The following is a 20,798-nucleotide window of genomic DNA, read 5'->3' as shown; positions in this document are numbered from 1 at the left end:
GGTTTCCTTCACTATCGCGGTACTCGCGGCAACTTCAGCCCGGACGAGGCGACCAGTTCGCGCATTACTTCGTTGACACCGCCGCCGAAGGTCACCACCAGGTTCTGTTTGGTCCTGCGGTCGAGCCAGCTCAGCAATTCGGCGGTGGCCGGATCGGCGGGATCTCCGTAGCGGCCGATGACTTCCTCGGCGAGCCTGCCCGCCTCTTGGAGCGATTCGGTGGAGAACACCTTGGTCGCCGACGCATCGGCGATCACGGCGGCCTGGTCACCGCCGACGGTGGCGGCCACCTGCCAGTTCAGCAGCTCGTTGAGCCGGACCATGGCGTGCAGGCGGCCGAGCGCACGGCGCACGTCGACCTCGCCGAGCACACCGCGCGGCTGCGCCCAATCGTGCACCCTGTCGTAGAGCTGCTCGATCTTGCCGGACGGGCCGAGGCTCACCCGCTCGTGGTTGAGCTGGGTGGTGATCAGCTTCCAACCCCGATCCTCCTCGCCGACAAGCATGTTCGCCGAGGCGCGCACATTGTCGAAGTAGGTGGCGTTGGTGTGGTGGGCGCCGTCGCAGGTGATGATCGGCGTCCAGGAATAGCCTGGATCGGTGGTATCCACGATCAGGATCGTGATGCCGCGGTGCCTCGACTCGACAGTGCCGGTTCGGCAGGCCAGCCAGACGAAGTCGGCCTCGTGTGCGCCGGTGGTGAAGATCTTCTGCCCGTTGATGATCCAGTCGCCGGACTCGTCGCGCACCGCACTGGTCCGCAGTGCGGCCAGGTCGGTGCCCGCCTCCGGTTCGGAGTAGCCGATCGCGAAATGGATATCGCCGGAAAGGATTCCGGGCAGGAACTTCGCCTTCTGCTCGTCGGTGCCGAACTGCTGCAATGTCGGCCCGACCGTCAGCAGAGTCACCAGCGGCAGCGGCACATCGGCGCGCACCGCCTCGTTGAAGAAGATCTGCTGCTCCATCGGGCCGAAACCCTGGCCGCCGTACTCCTTCGGCCAGCCGACGCCGAGCCAGCCGTCCGCACCCATCCGGCGCACCACCGCGCGATAGGCGTCGCCGTGTCGATTGATCGACATCTCGGCTTCCTCTTCAGGAGTCACGAGATCGGCGAAGTACGAACGCAATTTATCGCGCAGCGTGAGCTGCTCCGCGGTCAGGTCGATGAACATCTGGCCCCCAATCGATCGAGGCGCAACGATTCGCCGCCCAGCCAGCGCGCGATGTCCTTGGCCTGCGAGTAGTAGCGGTGCATCGGATGGGTTATGTCGACGCCGAGGCCACCGTGCAGGTGATGACACTTCTGCATAGCGGCGGGCAATTCCGAGGCGACGGTGTAGGCGAGTACGTCGAGATCGTCGTCGATCCGCTCCTGGTGCGCCTGGCTGGAATCGTCCTGTGCCAGTGCCCAGTTCGCCGATACCGCGGCGACATGCAGCGTGCGCGAGACGACGTACAGATCGGCGATCTGCTGCGCGACGGCCTGGAATTCGGCAAGCGCCTTGTTGAACTGCCTGCGCGTACGCACATGCTCGGCGGTCAGTACGAGCGCGCCTTTCAGCAACCCGTCCGCGACCGAACCGATCGAGGCGACCGCGAACCGGTGCAGCTCCGGGATGCCACCGGGCAGCAACCGCTCGGCCGGAATCTCGACGTTGTCGAGCCGCACACTGCATTCCGGGATCCCACCGGACACCGGCGACGGTGTGAGCGTAAGTCCCTCGGCATCCGAATCGACAAGCGCGATACCGGAATCGGTGGGAATCAGCAGCCAGCGCGCCAGCTGCGCATAGGGCACAGCGACCTTGTGGCCGGTAATCCGCACCGAATCGCCCTCGGAGACCGCCGTTGTTTGCGGGTTGACCACGAAGGGATTGGCGGGCTCACTCAGCGCCGCGGTGAGCACGGCCCCCTTCGCTACCTCGGGGAATATCTGTTCGGCAACGCTCTCGGGCAATGCGGCCAAGAGCGGCAGCAGCCCGAACCCGAGCGTCGACACGGCGGGCACGGCCACCGCGTCGGTGGCCAGCTCGGTAAGCAGCACCGCTACTTCCGGCAGGCCCATGCCATCACCGCCGAAGCGCTCCGGCAACGCGACCGACAGCAGTCCGCTGTCGACGAGCTTCGGCCACAGCTCGATATCGCGTGCCGGTTCATGTTCCAGCAAACTCACGACGACCTCGGCCACCGCGTCCTGGCCCTCGTCCCTGGTGAAGTCCACGCTTTTTCTCCCAGTTACTCGTCGACTAGCTGTCCGTGTCGCGGGGCAGTCCGAGTATCCGCTCACCAGCCACGGTCAGCAGGATCTGCTCGGTTCCCCCAGCGATCGATAAACAGCGCGTGAGCAGGAACTCTTTTACCACTTCCGAGTCCTGCGCACCGATAGGACCTGCCGTCTCCACGGCGAATTCGGCCACCGCCTGGCGATGGCGGACACCGACGAGCTTGCGCACGCTACTCTGCGCGCCCGGATCACCGCCCGCCAGCATTCGCACTGCAGCACGTTGCTCCAGCAACAATCCAGCGATCGCATCCGATACGAAGCCGCCGAGACGGTCGTTCAGCAGTTCCGCGCCGGGCCCCGTCGCAGGCAGTTTGGCGATGAGCTCCTCGAGCACCGGCCCGATGCCATTGCCGCCCATCGCGACCCGCTCTGTCGAGAGCGTCGAGCGGGCGATCTTCCAGCCGTTGTTCAGGTCCCCGACCACACCGTCGTCGGGGACGAAGACATCGTCGAGGAACACCTCGCTGAAGCGCGCCTCTCCGGTGATCTGCACGAGCGGACGTACCTCTAGCCCCGCGCTGCGCATATCGAGAACGAAGTAGCTGATGCCACGATGCTTCGGCGCTGCGGGGTCGGTGCGAGCCAGGCAGATCGCCCAGTTCGCCTTGTCACCCAACGACGTCCACACCTTCTGGCCGTTCAGCACCCAGCCACCGTCGACCTTCTTTGCGGTGGTGCGCAGCGCGGCCAGATCCGAACCGGCCCCTGGTTCACTGAACAGCTGACACCAGACGACCTCGCCGCGCAGTGTCGGCCAGGCGAATCGTTCGACCTGCTCCGGTGTTCCGTGTTGCAGCAGGGTGGGCACCGCCCAACCGCCGATCGCCAGGTCCGGCGATTCCAGTCCGGCGCGGCGCAGTTCCTCCGAGATCATCAGACCCGCCATCGGATCTGCGCCACGGCCGTAGGGCACGGGCCAGTGCGGCATGACGAGCCCGGCCTCGACCATGGCGTTGCGACGTTGTTCGACGGGCAGCGCGGCGATACCCGCCACCTCGGCGGCCAGTTCGTTCGCACTGCTGTCGTCGACGGTCACGCCGTCGGCCGCGAAGACCCGGTCCGCTCCAGTGGTTCGGCGACGCCCGGTCCGAGTCAGGTCGGTGACCCTGGCCCGCCAACGCGCGGAACCACCGAGCAATTGCCGGAGGGCAACGGCCCTGCGCAGGTAGAAATGCGCGTCGTGCTCCCAGGTGAACCCGATTCCGCCGAGCACCTGGATGCAGTCCTTCGCGGTCTCGACCGCGGCATCGAGCGAGATCGCGGCGGCGATCGCACTCGCGATCGGCAACTCGGCGCCGCCTTCGTCCACCGCGGCAGCGGCATCGGAAGCGACCGCTCGGATCAACTCGGCGCGGCAGAGCATCCAGGCGCAAATATGTTTGACCGCTTGGAAAGATCCGATCCGACGGCCGAATTGCTCACGCACCTTGGCGTATTCGACCGCGGTCTCCAGGCACCAGCCCGCGAGCCCAGCGAGCTCGGCGGCGACGAGCACCACAACGAGATCCTCGACCGGGTACGGCGATTCGAACACCCGCGCGACGGGTACCAACACCTCGGCGCAGTGCACCTCGGCCAGCGGAGTGCTCGGATCCAACGGTGGCAGCGGTTCGACCCGCAAACCTGCGGCATCCGCCGGGATCAGGCACCAGCGCCGACCATTCGGGGTTTGCACGGGCAGCAGCACCGCGGTTCCCGGTGCGGCACCGAGTACCGAATCCCAGACACCGGTGAGCACGAGCTCATCGGAGACCGCCGGTAGGCTCACCGCAGATTCGACAAGGAAGTCGAGGGCGACGCCGCACGGCACGTTCTCCTCGATGGCGCCGACGGTGACCAGATTCGCCAATGCCGTTGCCAGCACCGGTCCACCTACCAGATCGTGTGCCGCCTGCTCGACAAGAACGGCGAGGTCGGCGACCGATCCGCCCGCACCGCCCGCATCCTCCGGGACCGCGACGTGAAAGATCCCGAGGTCCGCGAGCGCGGGCCAATAGGCGCGCCAGAAGTTCGTGGCATCGTCGCGCATTGTTGCAATTGGACGTACCGAACCGGCCCATCCATGCATCGACTCCTGAACGGCTTTATGCTCGTCAGTGGTGGCGATGGTCACACTCCGTACCGCCTCTCCGGCGTGACTCCCACACCTAGAACATGTTCTAATATCCTAGCTGGGCCGAAGTCAAGAGACGACCTCCCCCCGTGGACCGAAAGCGCACGCCAAACCACCGAAAAACAAGTCGAAAAAACGACGTTTCCGGAAAGGGCTCTCATCAATGGCCAGTCCCTCCCGATCCCAGCCTGCCGACGCGAGCACGGCGCCGCCTACCGCGACGGTCACCACGCTCAGTGAGGACGAGCTGAGTTCGGCCGCACAGCGGGAACGCCGGAAACGAATTCTGGACGCGACCCTGGCGCTGGCCTCCAAGGGCGGATACGACGCGGTGCAGATGCGCGCGGTGGCCGAACGCGCCGATGTGGCGGTCGGGACGCTGTATCGGTATTTCCCGTCCAAGGTGCATCTGCTCGTCTCGGCGCTGTCGCGCGAATTCGAGCAGATCGAGGGCAAACGCAAGCCGCTCGCCGGACAGTCACCGCGCGAACGCATGCACCTGCTGCTCACCCAGATCACCAGGATGATGCAGCGCGATCCACTGCTCACCGAGGCAATGACCAGAGCATTCATGTTCGCCGACGCGTCGGCGGCCGCCGAGGTCGACCGGGTCGGCAAGGTGATGGATCGAGTGTTCGCGCGCGCCATGAACGACGGCGAGCCGGACGAGCGTCAGCTGGCGATCGCGCGGGTTATCAGCGATGTGTGGCTTTCGAACCTGGTGGCCTGGCTGACCAGGCGCGCGTCGGCGACCGATGTCACCGAGCGCCTGGAATTGACGGTCGATCTGCTACTCGGCGATAGCGGCAGGTAGCAAACCAGCAGCTCGACAATCAGTACACCCCAGGCAAACTCAGCCGGGGTACGCGTTATTTGTGTCACATCCGCGGCGCGCACCAGCCGCCACCACACAAGTTTTACGAACGACCGTTCGCGGTCGGCTTGCGTCTGAGCAGCCGAAGCTGATGCGACGAAGTCGCGAGTCTCGGCTGCTCAGACGCAAGCCTTCGGGACCGCGAACCCGCAGCGCCGCAGGCGCCGCAAATCAAACACAGTGCGTAATGATGCGCACGCGTAGCGGCGCGCGTATGTGCGGCAAATTAAACACAGTATTGTTCACCGCGCCCCCGAAAAAACTCCTCCGATCACTAGGTTGGATGCGTGAGCGCACAGGATCTGCCACTGGAACTTCGCCGTGCCTTGTCAACGGCTGCGCGAGTACCACGGCTTTTGGTCGCATCGGACTACGACGGGACTCTCGCGCCCATCGTGTCCGACCCGGCGAAAGCCTTTCCCCACCGGGAATCGGTGAGCGCGCTTCGCGCGCTCGCCGGCCTCACCGGCACAACCGCGGCCGTGATTTCCGGCCGCGCGTTGCGGGATCTCGCGGCATTGTCTCGACTCCCTGTCGAGGTACAACTCATCGGTAGTCATGGCTCGGAATTCGATGTCGGCTTCGTGCACGCCATCGACAACGACGCCAAACAGCTGCTGCAAGAAGTACAGACATCTCTTTCCCAGATCGCCGCGGACAACCCCGGCGCCTCGGTGGAGATCAAACCGGCCAGCGTCGCGTTGCACGTGCGCAATGCGAGCCCGGAAATCGGTATACGCGCGGTGAAACAGGTCAGACAGGGCCCGGCGTGCTGGGTCGGTGTGCAGGTGACCGAGGGCAAGGAAGTCATCGAGCTCGCGGTGATCCAGACCGACAAGGGTGTCGCGCTCGACACCGTCCGGCACCAGGAAGGCGCCTCCGCCGCGGTGTTCTTCGGCGACGACGTCACCGACGAGAAGGCCTTCCGCATGCTCTCGGGCCCCGATGTCGGCATCAAGGTCGGCCCGGGCGAGAGCATGGCCAAGTACCGGGTGGACAACACCGAGTGGGTGTCATGGGCACTGGCCTTCCTGCTCGACGAGCGGCGCACCTGGCTGGCCGGCGCGAGCGCGCCGCGCATCGAGCGCCTGACCATGCTGGCGAGTCCGCGCTCGGTCGCACTATTGACCCCGGACGCGACGGTCACCTGGTTCTGCCATCCCGAACCGGATTCGGCGGCGGTGTTCGCGCATCTGCTCGGCGGACCGGACGCGGGCCACTTCACCATCGCGCCGGAACGGCCGGGCCTGCCGCTCTCACAGCGCTACATCGACGGCACCATGACCGTCGAAACGCGTTGGGCCAGCCTGCAAGTGGTCGATTACCTGCCCCATGACGTGGCACCGACCAGGACCGACCTGACCAGGGTGATCACCGGCGATGCCAAGGCTGTCGTCACCTTCGCGCCCCGCCCGGAATTCGGCCAGGTACCGGTGACCATCGAATGCGAGCCGACCGGACTGCGGGTACTGGGCACCAACGACCCGATGGTGCTGCGCTCCCCCGGCGTGGATTGGGAGATCCTGACCGACGGCACGCACAATTCGGCGCGTGCCGTCGTCGATCCGTCCCGCGGCGCGATTGTGCTGGAAATGCGGTGCGGTACAGCTGATCTCGCGCCGACCATGAGCAGCGAGCCAGAACGGCGCAGGGACGCGGAAGATTACTGGGCCAAGTGGGCGGCCAAGCTCGAATTGCCGCCGCTGAAGCCGGATCTGATGAAGCGCTCGGCGCTGACCCTGCGTGGGCTCGTACACGCGCCATCGGGCTCGATCCTGGCCGCCGCGACCACCTCGCTTCCGGAAGACATCGGCGGCGTGCGCAACTGGGATTACCGCTACTGCTGGCTGCGCGATGCCTCGCTGACCGCACAGGCTCTGGTTTCGCTCGGCTCACTGACCGAGGCGGAGCAATTCCTCGGCTGGGTGCACCGCGTACTCGCGACGCTGCCGGGCCCGGAGCGGCTGCACCCGCTGTACACGCTGTACGGCGAGACCCTGCCGCCCGAGGCTTCCATCGACCAGCTTCCGGGTTACGCGGGCTCGCGTCCGGTGCGTGTCGGCAACGCCGCGAATATGCAGGTGCAGCTGGACGTTTTCGGTCCGATCGTCGACCTCATCGCGTCACTGGCCCATGGCCGCGAGCACAAGGGCATCTCCGATCCCGCGCACGCGCTTCCCGATGCCGACTGGGAGCTGGTGCACGCCATGGTTTCCGCGGTGCGGCGGCGTTGGCAGGAACCCGACCACGGCATCTGGGAGATCCGCGGCAACCCGCGGCACCACGTGTACTCGAAGGTGATGGGCTGGTTGACCATCGACAGGGCGATCACGCTGGCGCAGAAGTTCGACCGTCAGATCGATCCGGCCTGGATCACGTTGCGCGACACCATCGCCGACGAGGTCAAGTCCAAGGGCTGGAACGAAGAGGTGCAGTCCTACACCGCCGCCTACGACGGCACCGACCTGGACGCGGCGACGCTGCACATCGGACTCAGCGGGCTCATCGATCCCTCTGACCCGCGGTTCGCCGCGACGGTCGTCGCCACCGAGGCGGAGCTGCGCAGCGGCTCGACGGTGTACCGGTACCACCACGACGACGGCCTGCCCGGCGGCGAGGGCGGTTTCCATCTGTGCGCGGCCTGGCTGGTCGAGGCGTACCTGCTGATCGGCAAGCGTTCCGACGCCGAGGCGCTGTTCGCTCAGCTGGTCGACGTCGCGGGCCCGACCGGACTGCTCAGCGAAGAGTACGACCCGGTGGCCGAACGCTCGCTGGGCAACCACCCGCAGGCTTACAGCCATCTCGGCCTGCTGCGGTGCGCCCAGCTGCTCGGCAAGCCGGTCGCAGCGCTCGTCTGACCACCGCACCACGAACACAGCAGGGCCCGCGAACGAATCACCTGTTCGCGGGCCCTGCTCGTGTCGGGGTGACGCAGGAAACACCGACTCGTGTCCTGGCGGTCCTCTTGCTAAAGTAAACGGTAACGATTTCCATTATGATCTAGAGCACTGCCGCTAGCGACTACTTACAGCTCGGTCGGAACAGCTTTGCGAGATCCAGAGTGCCGCCAGGAGTACCCCGCGTGAGAACACGAATTGCCATGAGATTCGCAGGCATCACCGTGGGGATGGTCACCGCCCTCGCCCTCACCGCGTGCGGGACCTCGAAGGATTCCGACAAGCCGAGCGTCATCGCCTCCACCAACGTGTGGGGCGGCATCGCCGCGACCATCGCGGGGCCGGATGCCACCGTGACGTCTTTGATCAGCGATCCATCGGCCGACCCGCACTCGCACGAGACCTCGGCCGTGGAGTCCGCCGAGATCAGCGACGCGGACCTGGTCGTCTACAACGGCGGCGGCTACGACGAGTTCATCGAGAAGGCCGTATCCGGCATGAACAAGCGCACCGTCGACGCCTTCGAATCCCGCACCGACAAGAGCGACGAGAACGAGCACGTCTTCTACGACATCAGCACGGTGAGCGCGGTCGCCGACCGGATCGCCGCGGCCCTCGGCGAGATCGACTCTGCCCATGCCACCGCATACGCCGATCGCGCCGCGACCTTCAAGAGTCAGCTCGGCGCGATCACCGCGATCGCCACCAAGATCGCCGCGGAACATCCGAAAACGCCGGTGCTGCAAACCGAACCGCTCGCGCACTACCTGCTTGTTGCCGCGGGCACCGAGGATCTGACCCCGCACGCGTTCCAAGAAGCGATCGAGCAGGAGACCGATCCCGCACCCGCCGCCGTCGCCGCGACCCAGGATCTGCTGACCGGTAAGAAGGCCCGCGCGTTCGTCTACAACATCCAGACCCAGGACAAGATCACCAAGGACCTGCGCGGGATCGCACAGTCGGCGAGCATTCCCGTCGTCGAGGTGACCGAAACCCTTCCTGCGGGTGAGGATTACATTCAGTGGCAGACCAAAAACGCCCAGGCTCTCGCCGCGGCGCTGAGTTGATGCGGCCAGGGGGACCAGCCATGAGCGAGTCGACAGCGCTGACCGAGCACGCCACACCGGTCGAACGGCTGCTGCCACCGCGCACCGACAGCGGTTCGGCCGCCGTCCATCTCGATGCTGCCCGGCTGTCCTTCGGCGAACGCACGCTCTGGCAGGAACTGGATCTCGACGTGCGGCCCGGCGAGTTCGTCGCGGTGCTCGGACCCAACGGGTCCGGCAAGACCTCGCTGCTGAAGGTGCTGCTCGGACAGCTCGGGCTCAGCTCGGGGACCGCCGATATCGCGGGAGCCCCCGCCCGCGCCGGCAACCCCGATATCGGCTATGTGCCGCAACAGAAGACCATCGACTCCGGCGTCCAGCTGCGCGGTGTCGACCTGGTCGGCCTCGGCGTCGACGGACACCGCTGGGGACTCGGGCTGCGCGGGCGCGCGGCACGCAAGCGCAAGGTCACGGCCGCCATCGCCGACGTCGGCGCGGAGAAATTCGCCTACGCGCCACTGGAATCCATGTCCGGCGGCGAACAGCAGCGACTACGGGTCGCGCAGGCGCTGGTCGGCGACCCCAAGGTTTTGCTCTGTGACGAGCCGTTGCTCAGCCTGGACCTGGCCAACCAGCGGCTGGTGTCCGAACTGATCGATCGGCGCAGACACACCCACAACACGGCGGTGCTTTTCGTGACGCACGAGATCAATCCGATTCTGCCGCTGGTGGATCGGGTGCTGTACCTGATGGACGGCAAGTTCCGGCTCGGGACACCTGAGGAGGTGATGACCTCGGCGGTGCTGTCGGAGCTCTATCAGACCGAGGTCGATGTGCTGCGGGTGCGCGGCAGGCTGGTCGTCGTCGGTACCGGTGACACGATGGACGCGCTCGGTGCGGCAGGGGCCCAACATTGCCACGGCGCGGTGCCTTTCGGTGGCACGGCGCCTTCCGACACCGACATAGAATCGCGCGGGGTTCGTTCGTGATCGACAAGCTCTCCGGTGTGCTGTCGAAGATGTTCGACTTCTCCACCACCGCCAATCTGCTTTCGTACTCCTTCGTCCAGCAGGCGGTGCTCGCCGCGGCCCTGCTCGGGCTGCTCGCGGGCGCCATCGGCCCGTTGATCATCAGCAGGCAGATGTCGTTCGCGGTGCACGGAACCAGCGAGCTTTCGCTGACCGGTGCGGCCGCCGCGCTGCTGGCCGGAGTCGGGGTCGGCCTCGGCGCGATCGTCGGCTCGGTGGTCGCGGCGGTACTGTTCGGGGTGCTGGGAACCAAAGCGCGGGAACGTGATTCGGTGATCGCGGTGGTGTTGTCGTTCGGGCTCGGGCTCTCGGTGCTTTTCCTCTGGCTCGGCCCTGAACGCGCGGGATCGAAGTTCTCGCTGCTGACCGGCCAGGTGGTCAGCGTCGGCTATAGCGGGATCGCACTGCTCGCGACCTGCACCGTGCTGGTGCTCGCGGTGCTCGCCATGGTTTATCGGCCGCTGCTTTTCGCCAGCTCCGATCCGGAGGTCGCACTTGCCCGCGGCGTACCGGTGCGGGCGCTGTCGGTGGTGTTCGCCGTCATGCTCGGCATCACGGCCGCGTTCGGCGTGCAGATCGTCGGTGCCCTGCTGGTGCTCGCACTGCTCATCACCCCGGCAGCGGCGGCGGCCCAGCTGACCGCGAATCCGGTCCGAGCCACCGTGCTTGCGGTGGTGTTCGCAGAGATCGCCGCTGTCGGCGGCATCCTGCTTTCGCTCGCGCCCGGCGTTCCGGTGTCGACCTTCGTCACGACGATCTCGTTCCTGATCTACCTGATCTGCCGCGTTGTCGGACCGCGCCGCCGCAGGGTCGCCCGCATCAGCTGAGGGGCAACCCGGCGCGCGGCCGTAGGTCGAGAGTGCCACCTCCGACTGCTGAGGGCGGGTGCCTTCAGTAGTGCCGCGCAGGTTTCGTATGCTCGACGAACGCGCCCCCGAACGAACGAATGGTGACCAACGATGATCGATTTCACGATTCCCGCCGAACTCGCCGTCGAACGCGACCGGGTACGGCAGTTCGTCATCGACAAGATCGTCCCCTTCGAGCGCGACCCGCGACTGACCTCGCACGGACCGACCGATGAGCTCCGGCAGGAACTCGTCGAGCTCGCGCGCGCCGAGAAGCTGCTGACCGTCCAGGCCCCCGAGGCGCTCGGCGGACGCGGCCTGACGCACATCGAGCAGGCCGTGATCTATGAGGCGGCGGGCTGGTCCACCCTCGGCCCGGTCGCCATGAACTGCGCCGCACCCGACGAGGGCAATATGTTCCTGCTCTCCAAGATCGCCAACCCGGATCAGGTCGAACACCACCTCGCGCCCGCGGTAGCGGGACACCGGCGCACAGTCTTCGCCATGACCGAACCGGACGGCGCCGGCTCGGACCCGGGCCAACTGGCCACCGCCGCGACCTTCGACGGCGAGAATTTCACCATCAACGGCCGCAAGTGGCTGATCACCGGCGCGAACGGCGCCAAGACCTGGATCATCATGGCCAAGGTCGCGCCGAACCCGTACCTGCCGGAGGGCCCTACCCTGTTCCTCACCGACGGTGACCAGCCCGGCATCGTCATCGAACGCACCATGAACACGATGGACCGCAACTACGTCGGCGGCCACGGCGTCGTCCGCTTCGATGACCTCGTCCTGCCCAAGTCCGCGCTGCTCGGCGAGACCGGACAGGCGCTGCGCTACGCCCAGCTGCGACTGGCCCCCGCCCGGCTCACGCACTGCATGCGCTGGCTCGGCGCGGCGGAGCGGTCACAGAGCATCGCGGTCGACTACGCCAAAACCCGCACCGCCTTCGGCAAGACGATCGGCGAACATCAGGGTGTGTCGTTCATGCTGGCCGACAACGAGATCGCGCTACACCAGTGCCGCCTGACCATCTGGCACGCCTGCTGGCTGATGGACAACGGCGACAAGGCACGCCACGAGAGCTCGGTCGCCAAGGCCTTCGTCTCCGAGGAACTGTTCAAGGTCGCCGACCGCTGCGTGCAGGTACTCGGCGGCATCGGCATCAGCGACGAGACAGTCGTCGAAATGATCTTCCGCGACATGCGCGCCTTCCGCCTCTACGACGGCCCGACGGAGGTCCACAAGTACGCCATCGGCCGCAAGGTCCTGCGCGGCAGCTAAAGGCCGCGTCGCGGCCAGCGGGCCTTGCCCGCGTCTCAGCCAACGGCCTTACATCCGAGTGGGCGAAGCACATGCGATACAGCCACATCCACCGGGTCGCGGCTGTCCATACCGACACTCCTACTAGGCACGACCCCGTCTTCCGAGCGAAGCGAGACCGAGCACTGGAGTTCGCGGCCCGTCTCGCTTCCGAGCAGTCGAAGCGCATGCGCCGAAGGCGCGAGTCTCGACTGCTCGGAAGCGAGACCAAGGGGGCCGCGAACACGCGACGCCGCAGGCGTCGCCAAAAAGACACAGCCCGCTGCCAATCAAACTCCACTAACATCCAGAAGCATGAGTCCGGAACTGCTCGTCGATGTCTCCGCGGGCATCGCCGTGCTCACGCTAAATCGCCCAGCTCAGCAGAATGCCGTCACCCCGGCGATGGCTGCCGAACTCAGCGCCGCGCTGGCGCGCTGCGATGCCGAAGACGCGATTCGCGCGGTTGTCATCACCGGTACGCCGCCCGCGTTCTGCGCAGGCGCGGATCTTTCGAACCGGGTCGGTGATGTCAGCGCGACCATCGACCCGCCGCCGTGGCGGGTACGCAAGCCGGTGATCGCCGCGGTGAACGGCCACGCGGTCGGCATCGGGCTCGCACTGGCCCTGCAGTGCGATCTGCGGTACATGGCGCGTGACGCGGTGTACGGCCTCAACCAGGTGCGCCGCGGCGTGCTCGCGGACGGCTACGCGCACTGGACGCTGCCGCGGCTGGTCGGTATGGCCAATGCCGCGGACATCATGCTGACCGGACGGACCTTCGATGGTGACGAGGCCAAGGCGATGGGCCTTGCCAACGGCTGCCTGCCCGGCGGCGAGGTAGTGCCGACCGCGTTGGAGATCGCGCACGACATCGTCAACGGGTCGGCACCGCTGCCGGTGGCATTGTCGAAGCGGCTGCTGTGGGAGGGGATCGGAATGAGCCCGACCATGGTCGGACAGCTGGAAGGCGACCTGAACAAGCACGTCGCCAACAGCATCGACGGTGGCGAGGCGATGGCGGCGTTCCGCGATCGAAGGCAGCCGAACTGGACCGGCAGCATCAGCGCGGAATGGCCCGCGTGGGACAGCAAGGGCGAAGCCGACCGCCCGAGCCTGGATTGACCCCTGATGGGTGCGTGGCCCTTCCTGAATCCGCGCACGGCCGGAGCGAAGGCGGCGGTACGCCCCTAAGCGTTGCCGCCGACCATGATCAGCAGGAACAACACGGCCCAGATGATCATCAGGATCGTGCCGATGATGCCGAGGATGAGCCCGACCGTCACCTGGGTACGTCCGCCGTAGGCGCCGCCGGATTCCTCGATCTGGCTGAGCGCACGTCGGCCGAGTGCCCATGCCACCGGCCCGAGTAGGCCACAGCAGAGCAGACTCACCGCGCCGAGGAACAACACAGCCGTCGCATTCGGATGTTCGACCGGCTGGCCGATGGGCTGGTTGGGTATCACCACCGCACGAATTCTACGGGGCGAGAGTCGATTTGCCGCTCAATGGCATGCCCGATTTATCGGGCATGCCAGCGCGCCGGCTCAGACGCGGCGCTGTCGGGCGATCTCGGAGAGCACAACGCCCGCCGCGACCGACGCGTTCAGCGATTCCACCGGGCCCGACATCGGAATTCCGAGGATCGAGTCACAGGTCTCGCGGACCAGACGTGAGAGGCCTTTGCCTTCCGAGCCGACAACGATGACGGTCGGGTCGCTGCCGTCGAAGTCGTCGAGGGTGGTGTCGCCGCCCGCGTCGAGGCCGACGATCTGGAAACCCTGTGCGGCCCAATCCTTCAGCGTGCGAGTCAGGTTCGTCGCACGGGCGACCGGGAGCCTGGCCGCGGCACCCGCACTGGTGCGCCAGGCCACCGCGGAGACGCTCGCGCTGCGGCGCTGCGGGATCAGCACACCCTGTCCGCCGAACGCTGCCACCGAGCGGATCACGGCGCCGAGGTTGCGCGGGTCGGTGATGTTGTCCAGCGCGACCAGCAGTGCGGGCTCTGCCGAGTCCCTGACCCTCGCGAGCAGATCGTCCGGGTGCGAGTACCGGTACGGCGGCACTTGCAGCCCGACGCCCTGATGCAATCCGTTGGCGCTCAAACGGTCCAGATCGCTGCGCGGCACCTCCAGGATCGAGATGCCCGCGTCGGCGGCCATCTGCACGCTCTCGGTCAGTCGCTCATCGTTCTCGGTGCCGACCGCTACGTAGAGCGCCGTCGCGGGAACGCCCGCGCGCAGGCATTCGACGACCGGGTTGCGCCCGAGCACCATCTCGGGAGCGTCGTCGTTCTTGCGGCCTGCCGCGCGACCCGTCGCACCGCGCGGCCCTGTCGGCCTGCCCTTTGCCTCGGCCTTCGCCTTGGCCGCGGCCCGCTTGGAAGCGGGATGCTTGGTGCGCTCGACGGCGGGCGGCGTCGCGCCACGCGCTTCGAGGCCGCGGCGGCGCTGGCCACCGGAGCCGACGACCGCGCCTTTCTTGGTGCCGCCCTTACGAATCGCGCCTCGACGTTGCGAGTTTCCTGCCATCAGTTCGCCTTTCCACTCTGCACCGCGCCAGGCGATGATGTTGTAGCGGCCAGCGACCATTCCGGACCGTTCGGTGTGTCTGTCACTTCGATACCGGCTGCTTGCAACCGGTCACGCGCCGCGTCGGCGCTCGCCCAATCCTTGTCCGTGCGCGCCTGCTGGCGACGCTCCAGTTCCGCACGCACCAGCACGTCCAGCGCGCCGAGTGCGGTCGAGTTGTCCTCGGGGGTGTACCAGTGCGGGTCGAGCGGGTCCACCCCGAGAATGCCGAGCATGGCACGCACTTGTCCGGCCAGATCCCGAGCGGTATCGATCGAGCCGGCCTCGAGGGCCTTGTTGCCCTCGTGGACCACGGAGTGGATCTCCGCGAGCGCCTTCGGCACGGCGAGGTCGTCGTCGATGGCCGCGGCGAACGCGTCGGTCCATTTTCCGACCGGGATCTCACCGACGCGCTCGACGACGCGGTGCACGAATGCCTCGATGCGTTGGTAGGACTGCGCGGCGTCGTGCAGCGCCTTGTCCGAGTACTCCAGCATCGACCGGTAGTGCGCGCTGCCGAGGTAGAACCGAAGTTCCACGGCCCGAACGTGTTTGAGCACATTCGGCACCGAAAGCACATTGCCGAGCGACTTGGACATCTTCTCGCCGCCCATGGTCACCCAGCCGTTGTGCAGCCAGTAGCGCGCGAAGCCGTCGCCGGCGGCCTTGGACTGGGCGATCTCGTTCTCGTGGTGCGGGAACACCAGATCCATACCACCGCAATGAATATCGAATTCGGGACCGAGATAGAACTCGGCCATCGCGGAGCATTCGAGATGCCAGCCCGGGCGGCCGGGTCCCCACGGCGACGGCCAGCACGGCTCGCCGGGCTTGGCCGCTTTCCACAGCGTGAAGTCGCGTGCGTCGCGCTTGCCGTGGCCGAGGCTCTCGCCCTGGTGCACATCGTCGATCCGGTGGCCCGACAACCTGCCGTAGTCCGGGTAGCTGAGCACGTCGAAGTAGACGTTGCCCTCCGAGGCGTAGGCATGGCCGCGCTCGATCAGTCGCCGCATCAGGTCGACCATCTGCGTGATGTGGCCGGTTGCCCGCGGCTCTGCCGACGGCGGCAGCACTCCGAGCAGGCAATACGCGCGATCGAAGGCCCGCTCGTAGGTCGAGGCCCATTCCCACCACGGCCGGTCGGCTTCGCCCGCCTTGGTCAGGATTTTATCTTCGATATCGGTGACGTTCCTGATGAACCAGACGTCGTAATCGTGTGCGAGCAGCCAGCGCCGCAGCACATCGAACGCGACTCCGCTTCGCACATGGCCGATGTGCGGTTCACCCTGAACGGTGGCGCCACAGAGATACACCGAAGCACGGCCGGGGACCAGTGGCGCGAAATCGCGCACGGTCCGCGTGTCGGTGTCAAAGAGGCGCAGAGTCACGACCGTCGATACTAGCTGGTGTACCTGCTGGTTCATGGCCCGGCTCGGGGTGTGACCGGCCGGATGCTATACCCGCGCCTCCAGCAACGCGGTAGCCACTGCCGCGACACCCTCGCCACGACCGGTGAGACCCAGTCCGTCCGTGGTTGTTCCGGAGACCGAAACCGGTGCGTCGAGCAGTTTGCCGAGCACCTGTTGCGCCTCGGAACGACGGGGACCGATCTTGGGCCGATTGCCGATGACCTGCACCGCCGCATTGACGATGCCGAAGCCCGCTTCGTCCAACAGCCTGCGCACTTCCTCGAGCATCGCCGCGCCGGAGACACCTTCCCACTCCGGCCTTCCCGTACCGAACACCGCGCCGACGTCGCCGAGTCCGGCCGCCGAGAGCAGCGCGTCGCACAGTGCGTGCGCCGCGACGTCGCCGTCGGAGTGCCCCGCGCAGCCGTCGTCATCTTCGAAGAGCAGCCCGGCCATCCAGCAGGGGCGGCCGGGTTCGATGGGGTGCACATCGCTGCCGATGCCGACGCGCATGGTCACGAGGTCCTCGCGTCCATGCCCTCCAGCACCGCATGCGCGAGCAGGAGATCGAGCGGGGTGGTGATCTTGAAAGCCAAGGGGTCTCCGGGGATCGTGCGCACCTGGGTGCCGAGCAGTTCGACAAGCCCCGCGTCGTCGGTGGCATGGACATCGGTCGCGTAGGCCGCGCGCAACAGGTCCGCGGCGAAACCCTGTGGGGTCTGGATGGCGCGCAGGCCGGCACGGTCGGGAGTACCTGTCACACCGCCGTGCGCGTCGACCGACTTGATGGTGTCGGTGACAGGCAGCGCGGGGACAACCGCACGGTGGCCCGCGCGCAACTCGGCGGCGACTCGCGCGATCAGCTCGGGCGGAGTCAACGCCCTCGCGGCGTCGTGCACAAGGAAGTAGGAGGCGTCCGGCGCCGCGTCGATACCCGCACGCACCGAGTCGGTGCGCTCGGCGCCGCCGATGACAACGCGCACCGAGTCCGAGGGAGGCAATAGGGCGACGGCGCTCTCCACGAATTCGGCGGGGACCATGACCACGACCCGGTCGACCGCCCTCGAGGCGATCAGGCCGTCGACGGCCAGCCGGACCATAGATATGCCGCCGACCGCGACGAACGCCTTGGGCATGGACTCACCCAAACGAACGCCGCGACCGGCGGCAGGTACCAACGCAACGACGGGACCGCCGTTGTGTAAATCATTCACGGTCAGGAAGCCGCTGCGAGAACCTCATCGAGCAGCGTCTCGGCCTTGCCGTCATCGGTGCCCTCGGCAAGCGCGAGTTCACCGACAAGGATCTGACGGGCCTTCGCCAGCATGCGCTTCTCGCCCGCGGACAGTCCGCGATCCTGCTCACGACGCCACAGGTCACGAACGACCTCGGCAACCTTGTTCACATCGCCGGAGGCGAGCTTCTCCAGGTTGGCCTTGTAGCGGCGAGACCAGTTAGTCGGTTCTTCGGTATGCGGTGCCCGCAGCACCTGGAAGACTCGATCGAGACCCTCCTGGCCAACTACGTCACGCACACCGACGTATTCGGCGTTCTCTGCGGGAACGCGCACAGTCAGGTCACCTTGGGCGACCTTCAGGACCAGATACTCTTTTTGCTCACCCTTTATGGTGCGAGTCTCGATAGCTTCGATCAGCGCCGCTCCATGGTGGGGGTAAACGACGGTGTCTCCGACCTTAAAAATCATGTGTCCCGTGCCCCTTTCGATGTTCACAGTTTAACATGCGACTCGATAACGGCGCGATCAACTGCGCAGGTCAGGGCCACAACGAGCGCACCGCGGGGGTTGACAGAACCGGTGCGGTGTGCATTACGTTGTGCCAGAAGGAGTTATCGACCGGCGTGAATACCACATCGGTCGATCTGCGCGGTCGGCAGCACCCGAGCAAGTGGGCGACATTCGATCGAACTGTTACCAACCACCCGCGAGTCGCGAGCCCCCACGCCCGCGTCCGGGAGCCAACTACTACGCTGCCTAGTTACTACGCTCCCCAGCGGAGTGTGCCCGGTCGACATGGAGGACAACCCGTGACTGCCCTGAAAACTGTGACCGCCTCGAAGGAGGCGCGACGTCGCATGGTGACGGTTGCCGCACTCGCCGCGGGAGCGGCGCTCGCATTGTCCGGCTGTAGTGCGGGCCAGATCGCGCAGACCGCGACGCAGGTCGCCGCCGTGAACGGCAACCACGCCGACATCAACAAGATCGCGCTGCGCAACGTGCACATCGTCTACCCGGCCCAGGGTTACACCAACATCCAGGGTGGCAAGGCACTGATCGCGCTGTCGATCATCAACAACAGTGAGACGGTCCCCGACGAGCTCACCAGCGTCACCACCGATCTCGGTCCCGTGAAGATCGCCGGTCCCGCTTCCGACGCGAAGGTCGAGATCGCGCCGCAGCAGACAGTCGTCGCAGGACCTTCCGCCGCGGCCGCCGCCAAGCCGGAGGCCCACGACGCGGCGCCGACGACCGCGCACGAGACGGGAGATAAGCCGTCCTCGGATCCGGCCGCCAAGCCCGCGACGATCGAGATCACCAGCCTGGCCAGGAACATCACGCCCGGCCTCACCTACACCGTGAAGTTCAATTTCAAGCAGAACGGCACCGTTCAGGTGCAGGTTCCCGTCGATGCGGGTCTCGGGACCGACCGGCACGAGTCCGATAAGTCCGGCGCGGCCGAGCCGGCCAAGGGCGGACACTGAGTTAGATGTCACCCCGCCGCCGCGGGGCGAACACGGTCGTCGCGCAATGCGCGGCGGCCGTTTTCTATTTTGTCCAGCCGGCTTGTCGGACGTGGTACGTAAGGTGCGCCTGTGGCAAAGACCAAGTCGATCTTCCAGTGCTCGGCCTGTAGGCACGAGGTCGCCAAGTGGGTGGGTAAGTGCCCCGACTGCGGCGCATGGGGCACGGTGAACGAGCTGGCCGGGTCGGCGGCCGGTGTCGGCGCGCCCGCGGGGCGACGGGCAATGCTACCGAGCACCGCCGCCGCGCCGATCTCGCAGATCGATTCGAAGGTGACGCAGGCGCAGCCGACCGGCGTCTCGGAGCTCGACCGGGTGCTCGGCGGCGGCATCGTTCCCGGATCGGTCGTGCTGCTCTCCGGCGAGCCCGGAGTCGGCAAATCGACGCTGCTGCTCGAGGTCGCGCACCGGTGGGCGAATCAGCGCGAGCAGAAGTCGTTGTATGTCACCGCGGAGGAGTCGGCGGGTCAGGTCCGGCTGCGTGCCGACCGGACCGGTGCGGTGCACGAGCGGGTATACCTCGCCGCGGAGTCGGATCTTTCGGTCGTTCTCGGGCATGTCGAACAGGTGCGTCCTTCATTGCTCGTCGTCGACTCGGTGCAGACCATGCTCGCGCCCGATGTGGACGGGACCATCGGTGGTGTCACCCAGGTGCGCGCGGTCGCGGCCGCGCTGACCTCACTGGCAAAGGCGAGCGGAATCGCGGTGCTGCTTGTCGGTCATGTCACCAAGGACGGCAACATCGCGGGCCCGCGCACCCTGGAACACCTGGTCGACGTCGTGCTGCAATTCGAGGGCGACAAGAACTCCACGCTGCGCATGGTGCGCGGCATCAAGAACCGGTTCGGTGGCGCCGACGAGGTCGGCTGTTTCGAACTGCACGACGACGGCATCTCGTGCGTCAGCGACCCTTCTGGGCTGTTTCTGCATCACCGCACGGATTCGGTGTCGGGCACCGCTGTCACGGTGGCCATGGATGGCAAACGGCCGCTGGTCGCCGAGGTACAGGGCCTCACCGTGAACACCGAGATGCCGCAGCCGCGCCGTGCGGTCAGCGGCCTCGACTACAACCGGGTCGCGATGGTCCTGGCCGTACTACAGAGCCGCGGTCGAGTTTTCCTCGGCAAACATGACGTCTACGCCGCGACGGTCGGCGGCATGCGACTGCTGGAGCCCGCCGCCGACCTTGCCATCGCGCTGGCCATCGCCAGCGCGGAATCCGACACCGCGCTACCGCCGGGATGGGTGATTCTCGGCGAAGTCGGGCTGGCAGGCGAGGTCCGCAAGGTAACCGGACTCGCCCGCAGGCTCGCCGAGGCCGAACGCCTCGGCTTCACCACCGCCCTCGTCCCGCCGGGCCTGGAACGATCCAAGAGCGGCATGAAGGTCCACGAGGTCACCGACCTGAAATCGGCCATCCGCCTGGCAAGTCTCCGCAAACCACGCAAAGCACCCGCCGAAAAGGGCCCCGACTTCTGATCAGCGCACCAACCAAGATCGTGACCATCCCCCCGAACGCCCTCACTCGCCACGACCACGTATCCCGAGCGAAGCGAGACCGAGCACTAGAGTTCGCGGCCCGTCTCGCTTCCGAGCAGTCGAAGCGCATGCGCCGAAGGCGCGAGTCTCGACTGCTCGGAAGCGAGACCAAGGGGGCCGCGAAC

At 66.6% G+C, this 20,798-nt stretch carries 18 protein-coding genes; 9 read left to right on the top strand and 9 right to left on the bottom strand.

The features are described 5' to 3' along the window. Positions 1-11: 11 nt before the first annotated feature. Genes ACLMAJ_RS37010 through ACLMAJ_RS37000 form a run of 3 tightly spaced genes read right to left on the bottom strand, consistent with a single transcriptional unit; the run spans position 12 to position 4,397 of the window. Positions 12-1,172 (bottom strand): acyl-CoA dehydrogenase family protein, encoded by a 1,161-nt coding sequence (locus ACLMAJ_RS37010; protein WP_412018572.1) that lies wholly within the window; start codon positions 1,170-1,172, stop codon positions 12-14. Then, entirely contained in the window at positions 1,157-2,221 is a 1,065-nt protein-coding gene (locus tag ACLMAJ_RS37005; RefSeq protein ID WP_412018571.1) for an acyl-CoA dehydrogenase family protein, read from the bottom strand. Before ACLMAJ_RS37005 ends, ACLMAJ_RS37010 begins: the two co-directional genes overlap by 16 nt. Before the next feature lie 25 nt (positions 2,222-2,246). Beyond that, positions 2,247-4,397: an acyl-CoA dehydrogenase family protein gene (locus tag ACLMAJ_RS37000; RefSeq protein ID WP_412018570.1), complete on the bottom strand. Its 2,151-nt coding sequence runs from the start codon at positions 4,395-4,397 to the stop codon at positions 2,247-2,249. A 163-nt stretch (positions 4,398-4,560) separates the two neighbouring features. Between ACLMAJ_RS37000 and kstR the strand changes: the two genes are divergently transcribed. The 7 genes from kstR (at position 4,561) to ACLMAJ_RS36965 (ending at position 13,520) form a co-directional block, all read left to right on the top strand. Continuing rightward, entirely contained in the window at positions 4,561-5,211 is a 651-nt protein-coding gene (kstR, locus tag ACLMAJ_RS36995) for a cholesterol catabolism transcriptional regulator KstR (RefSeq protein ID WP_412018569.1), read from the top strand. A 347-nt stretch (positions 5,212-5,558) separates the two neighbouring features. Further along, positions 5,559-8,129 (top strand): trehalose-phosphatase, encoded by a 2,571-nt coding sequence (otsB, locus tag ACLMAJ_RS36990; RefSeq protein ID WP_412018568.1) that lies wholly within the window; start codon positions 5,559-5,561, stop codon positions 8,127-8,129. A 224-nt stretch (positions 8,130-8,353) separates the two neighbouring features. After that, positions 8,354-9,235, top strand: a complete 882-nt coding sequence (locus ACLMAJ_RS36985; RefSeq protein WP_412018567.1) for a metal ABC transporter solute-binding protein, Zn/Mn family — start codon at positions 8,354-8,356, stop codon at positions 9,233-9,235. Between the two features lie 20 nt (positions 9,236-9,255). Then, a complete protein-coding gene (locus ACLMAJ_RS36980; RefSeq protein WP_412018566.1) occupies positions 9,256-10,203 on the top strand; it encodes a metal ABC transporter ATP-binding protein in 948 nt (315 codons plus the stop codon). Between the two features lie 29 nt (positions 10,204-10,232). Continuing rightward, a complete protein-coding gene (locus tag ACLMAJ_RS36975; RefSeq protein WP_412018614.1) occupies positions 10,233-11,069 on the top strand; it encodes a metal ABC transporter permease in 837 nt (278 codons plus the stop codon). A gap of 132 nt (positions 11,070-11,201) precedes the next feature. Continuing rightward, a complete protein-coding gene (locus ACLMAJ_RS36970) occupies positions 11,202-12,377 on the top strand; it encodes an acyl-CoA dehydrogenase family protein (protein WP_412018565.1) in 1,176 nt (391 codons plus the stop codon). 333 nt (positions 12,378-12,710) lie between these two features. Further along, on the top strand, positions 12,711-13,520 hold the full coding sequence (locus tag ACLMAJ_RS36965; protein ID WP_412018564.1) for an enoyl-CoA hydratase/isomerase family protein: 810 nt from the start codon (positions 12,711-12,713) through the stop codon (positions 13,518-13,520). 65 nt (positions 13,521-13,585) lie between these two features. Here the strand turns inward: ACLMAJ_RS36965 and ACLMAJ_RS36960 are convergent, their stop codons facing one another. From ACLMAJ_RS36960 to carD, 6 genes are all read right to left on the bottom strand, one after another. After that, positions 13,586-13,864, bottom strand: coding sequence for a DUF4190 domain-containing protein (locus tag ACLMAJ_RS36960; protein WP_412018563.1), 279 nt, complete (start codon positions 13,862-13,864; stop codon positions 13,586-13,588). Positions 13,865-13,942: 78 nt separating this feature from the next. After that, complete coding sequence (gene rlmB / locus ACLMAJ_RS36955) at positions 13,943-14,926, bottom strand: 23S rRNA (guanosine(2251)-2'-O)-methyltransferase RlmB (RefSeq protein WP_412018562.1); 984 nt, start codon at positions 14,924-14,926, stop codon at positions 13,943-13,945. Next, entirely contained in the window at positions 14,926-16,353 is a 1,428-nt protein-coding gene (gene cysS, locus ACLMAJ_RS36950; protein ID WP_412018561.1) for a cysteine--tRNA ligase, read from the bottom strand. Before cysS ends, rlmB begins: the two co-directional genes overlap by 1 nt. A 66-nt stretch (positions 16,354-16,419) precedes the next feature. Then, entirely contained in the window at positions 16,420-16,887 is a 468-nt protein-coding gene (gene ispF, locus ACLMAJ_RS36945) for a 2-C-methyl-D-erythritol 2,4-cyclodiphosphate synthase (RefSeq protein WP_412018613.1), read from the bottom strand. Between the two features lie 2 nt (positions 16,888-16,889). After that, complete coding sequence (gene ispD, locus ACLMAJ_RS36940) at positions 16,890-17,588, bottom strand: 2-C-methyl-D-erythritol 4-phosphate cytidylyltransferase (protein ID WP_412018560.1); 699 nt, start codon at positions 17,586-17,588, stop codon at positions 16,890-16,892. 2 nt (positions 17,589-17,590) lie between these two features. Further along, positions 17,591-18,079 carry an RNA polymerase-binding transcription factor CarD gene (carD, locus tag ACLMAJ_RS36935; RefSeq protein WP_011206964.1) on the bottom strand — a complete coding sequence of 163 codons (489 nt, stop codon included), beginning with the start codon at positions 18,077-18,079 and terminating at the stop codon, positions 17,591-17,593. Between the two features lie 341 nt (positions 18,080-18,420). Between carD and ACLMAJ_RS36930 the strand changes: the two genes are divergently transcribed. Together ACLMAJ_RS36930 and radA are read left to right on the top strand one after the other, a co-directional pair. Beyond that, on the top strand, positions 18,421-19,095 hold the full coding sequence (locus tag ACLMAJ_RS36930) for a copper chaperone PCu(A)C domain-containing protein (RefSeq protein ID WP_412018559.1): 675 nt from the start codon (positions 18,421-18,423) through the stop codon (positions 19,093-19,095). 111 nt (positions 19,096-19,206) lie between these two features. Next, positions 19,207-20,613: a DNA repair protein RadA gene (radA, locus tag ACLMAJ_RS36925; protein WP_412018558.1), complete on the top strand. Its 1,407-nt coding sequence runs from the start codon at positions 19,207-19,209 to the stop codon at positions 20,611-20,613. Positions 20,614-20,798 lie beyond the last annotated feature (185 nt).

This window comes from Nocardia arseniciresistens (assembly GCF_046764875.1).
GTDB lineage: Bacteria > Actinomycetota > Actinomycetes > Mycobacteriales > Mycobacteriaceae > Nocardia > Nocardia arseniciresistens.
Note: the sequence above shows the minus strand (reverse complement) of the source record. Positions and strands in the feature narration are given on the sequence as shown.

Bases quoted from the DNA above. Each gene is read 5' to 3' on its own strand.
- ACLMAJ_RS36965 (WP_412018564.1), top strand. From the start codon at position 12,711: ATGAGTCCGGAACTGCTCGTCGATGTCTCCGCGGGCATCGCCGTGCTC.
- carD (WP_011206964.1), bottom strand. From the start codon at position 18,079: ATGATTTTTAAGGTCGGAGACACCGTCGTTTACCCCCACCATGGAGCG.
- kstR (WP_412018569.1), top strand. From the start codon at position 4,561: ATGGCCAGTCCCTCCCGATCCCAGCCTGCCGACGCGAGCACGGCGCCG.
- ispF (WP_412018613.1), bottom strand. From the start codon at position 16,887: ATGCGCGTCGGCATCGGCAGCGATGTGCACCCCATCGAACCCGGCCGC.
- ACLMAJ_RS36980 (WP_412018566.1), top strand. From the start codon at position 9,256: ATGAGCGAGTCGACAGCGCTGACCGAGCACGCCACACCGGTCGAACGG.
- ACLMAJ_RS36975 (WP_412018614.1), top strand. From the start codon at position 10,233: ATGTTCGACTTCTCCACCACCGCCAATCTGCTTTCGTACTCCTTCGTC.
- ACLMAJ_RS37010 (WP_412018572.1), bottom strand. From the start codon at position 1,172: ATGTTCATCGACCTGACCGCGGAGCAGCTCACGCTGCGCGATAAATTG.
- rlmB (WP_412018562.1), bottom strand. From the start codon at position 14,926: ATGGCAGGAAACTCGCAACGTCGAGGCGCGATTCGTAAGGGCGGCACC.
- ACLMAJ_RS36970 (WP_412018565.1), top strand. From the start codon at position 11,202: ATGATCGATTTCACGATTCCCGCCGAACTCGCCGTCGAACGCGACCGG.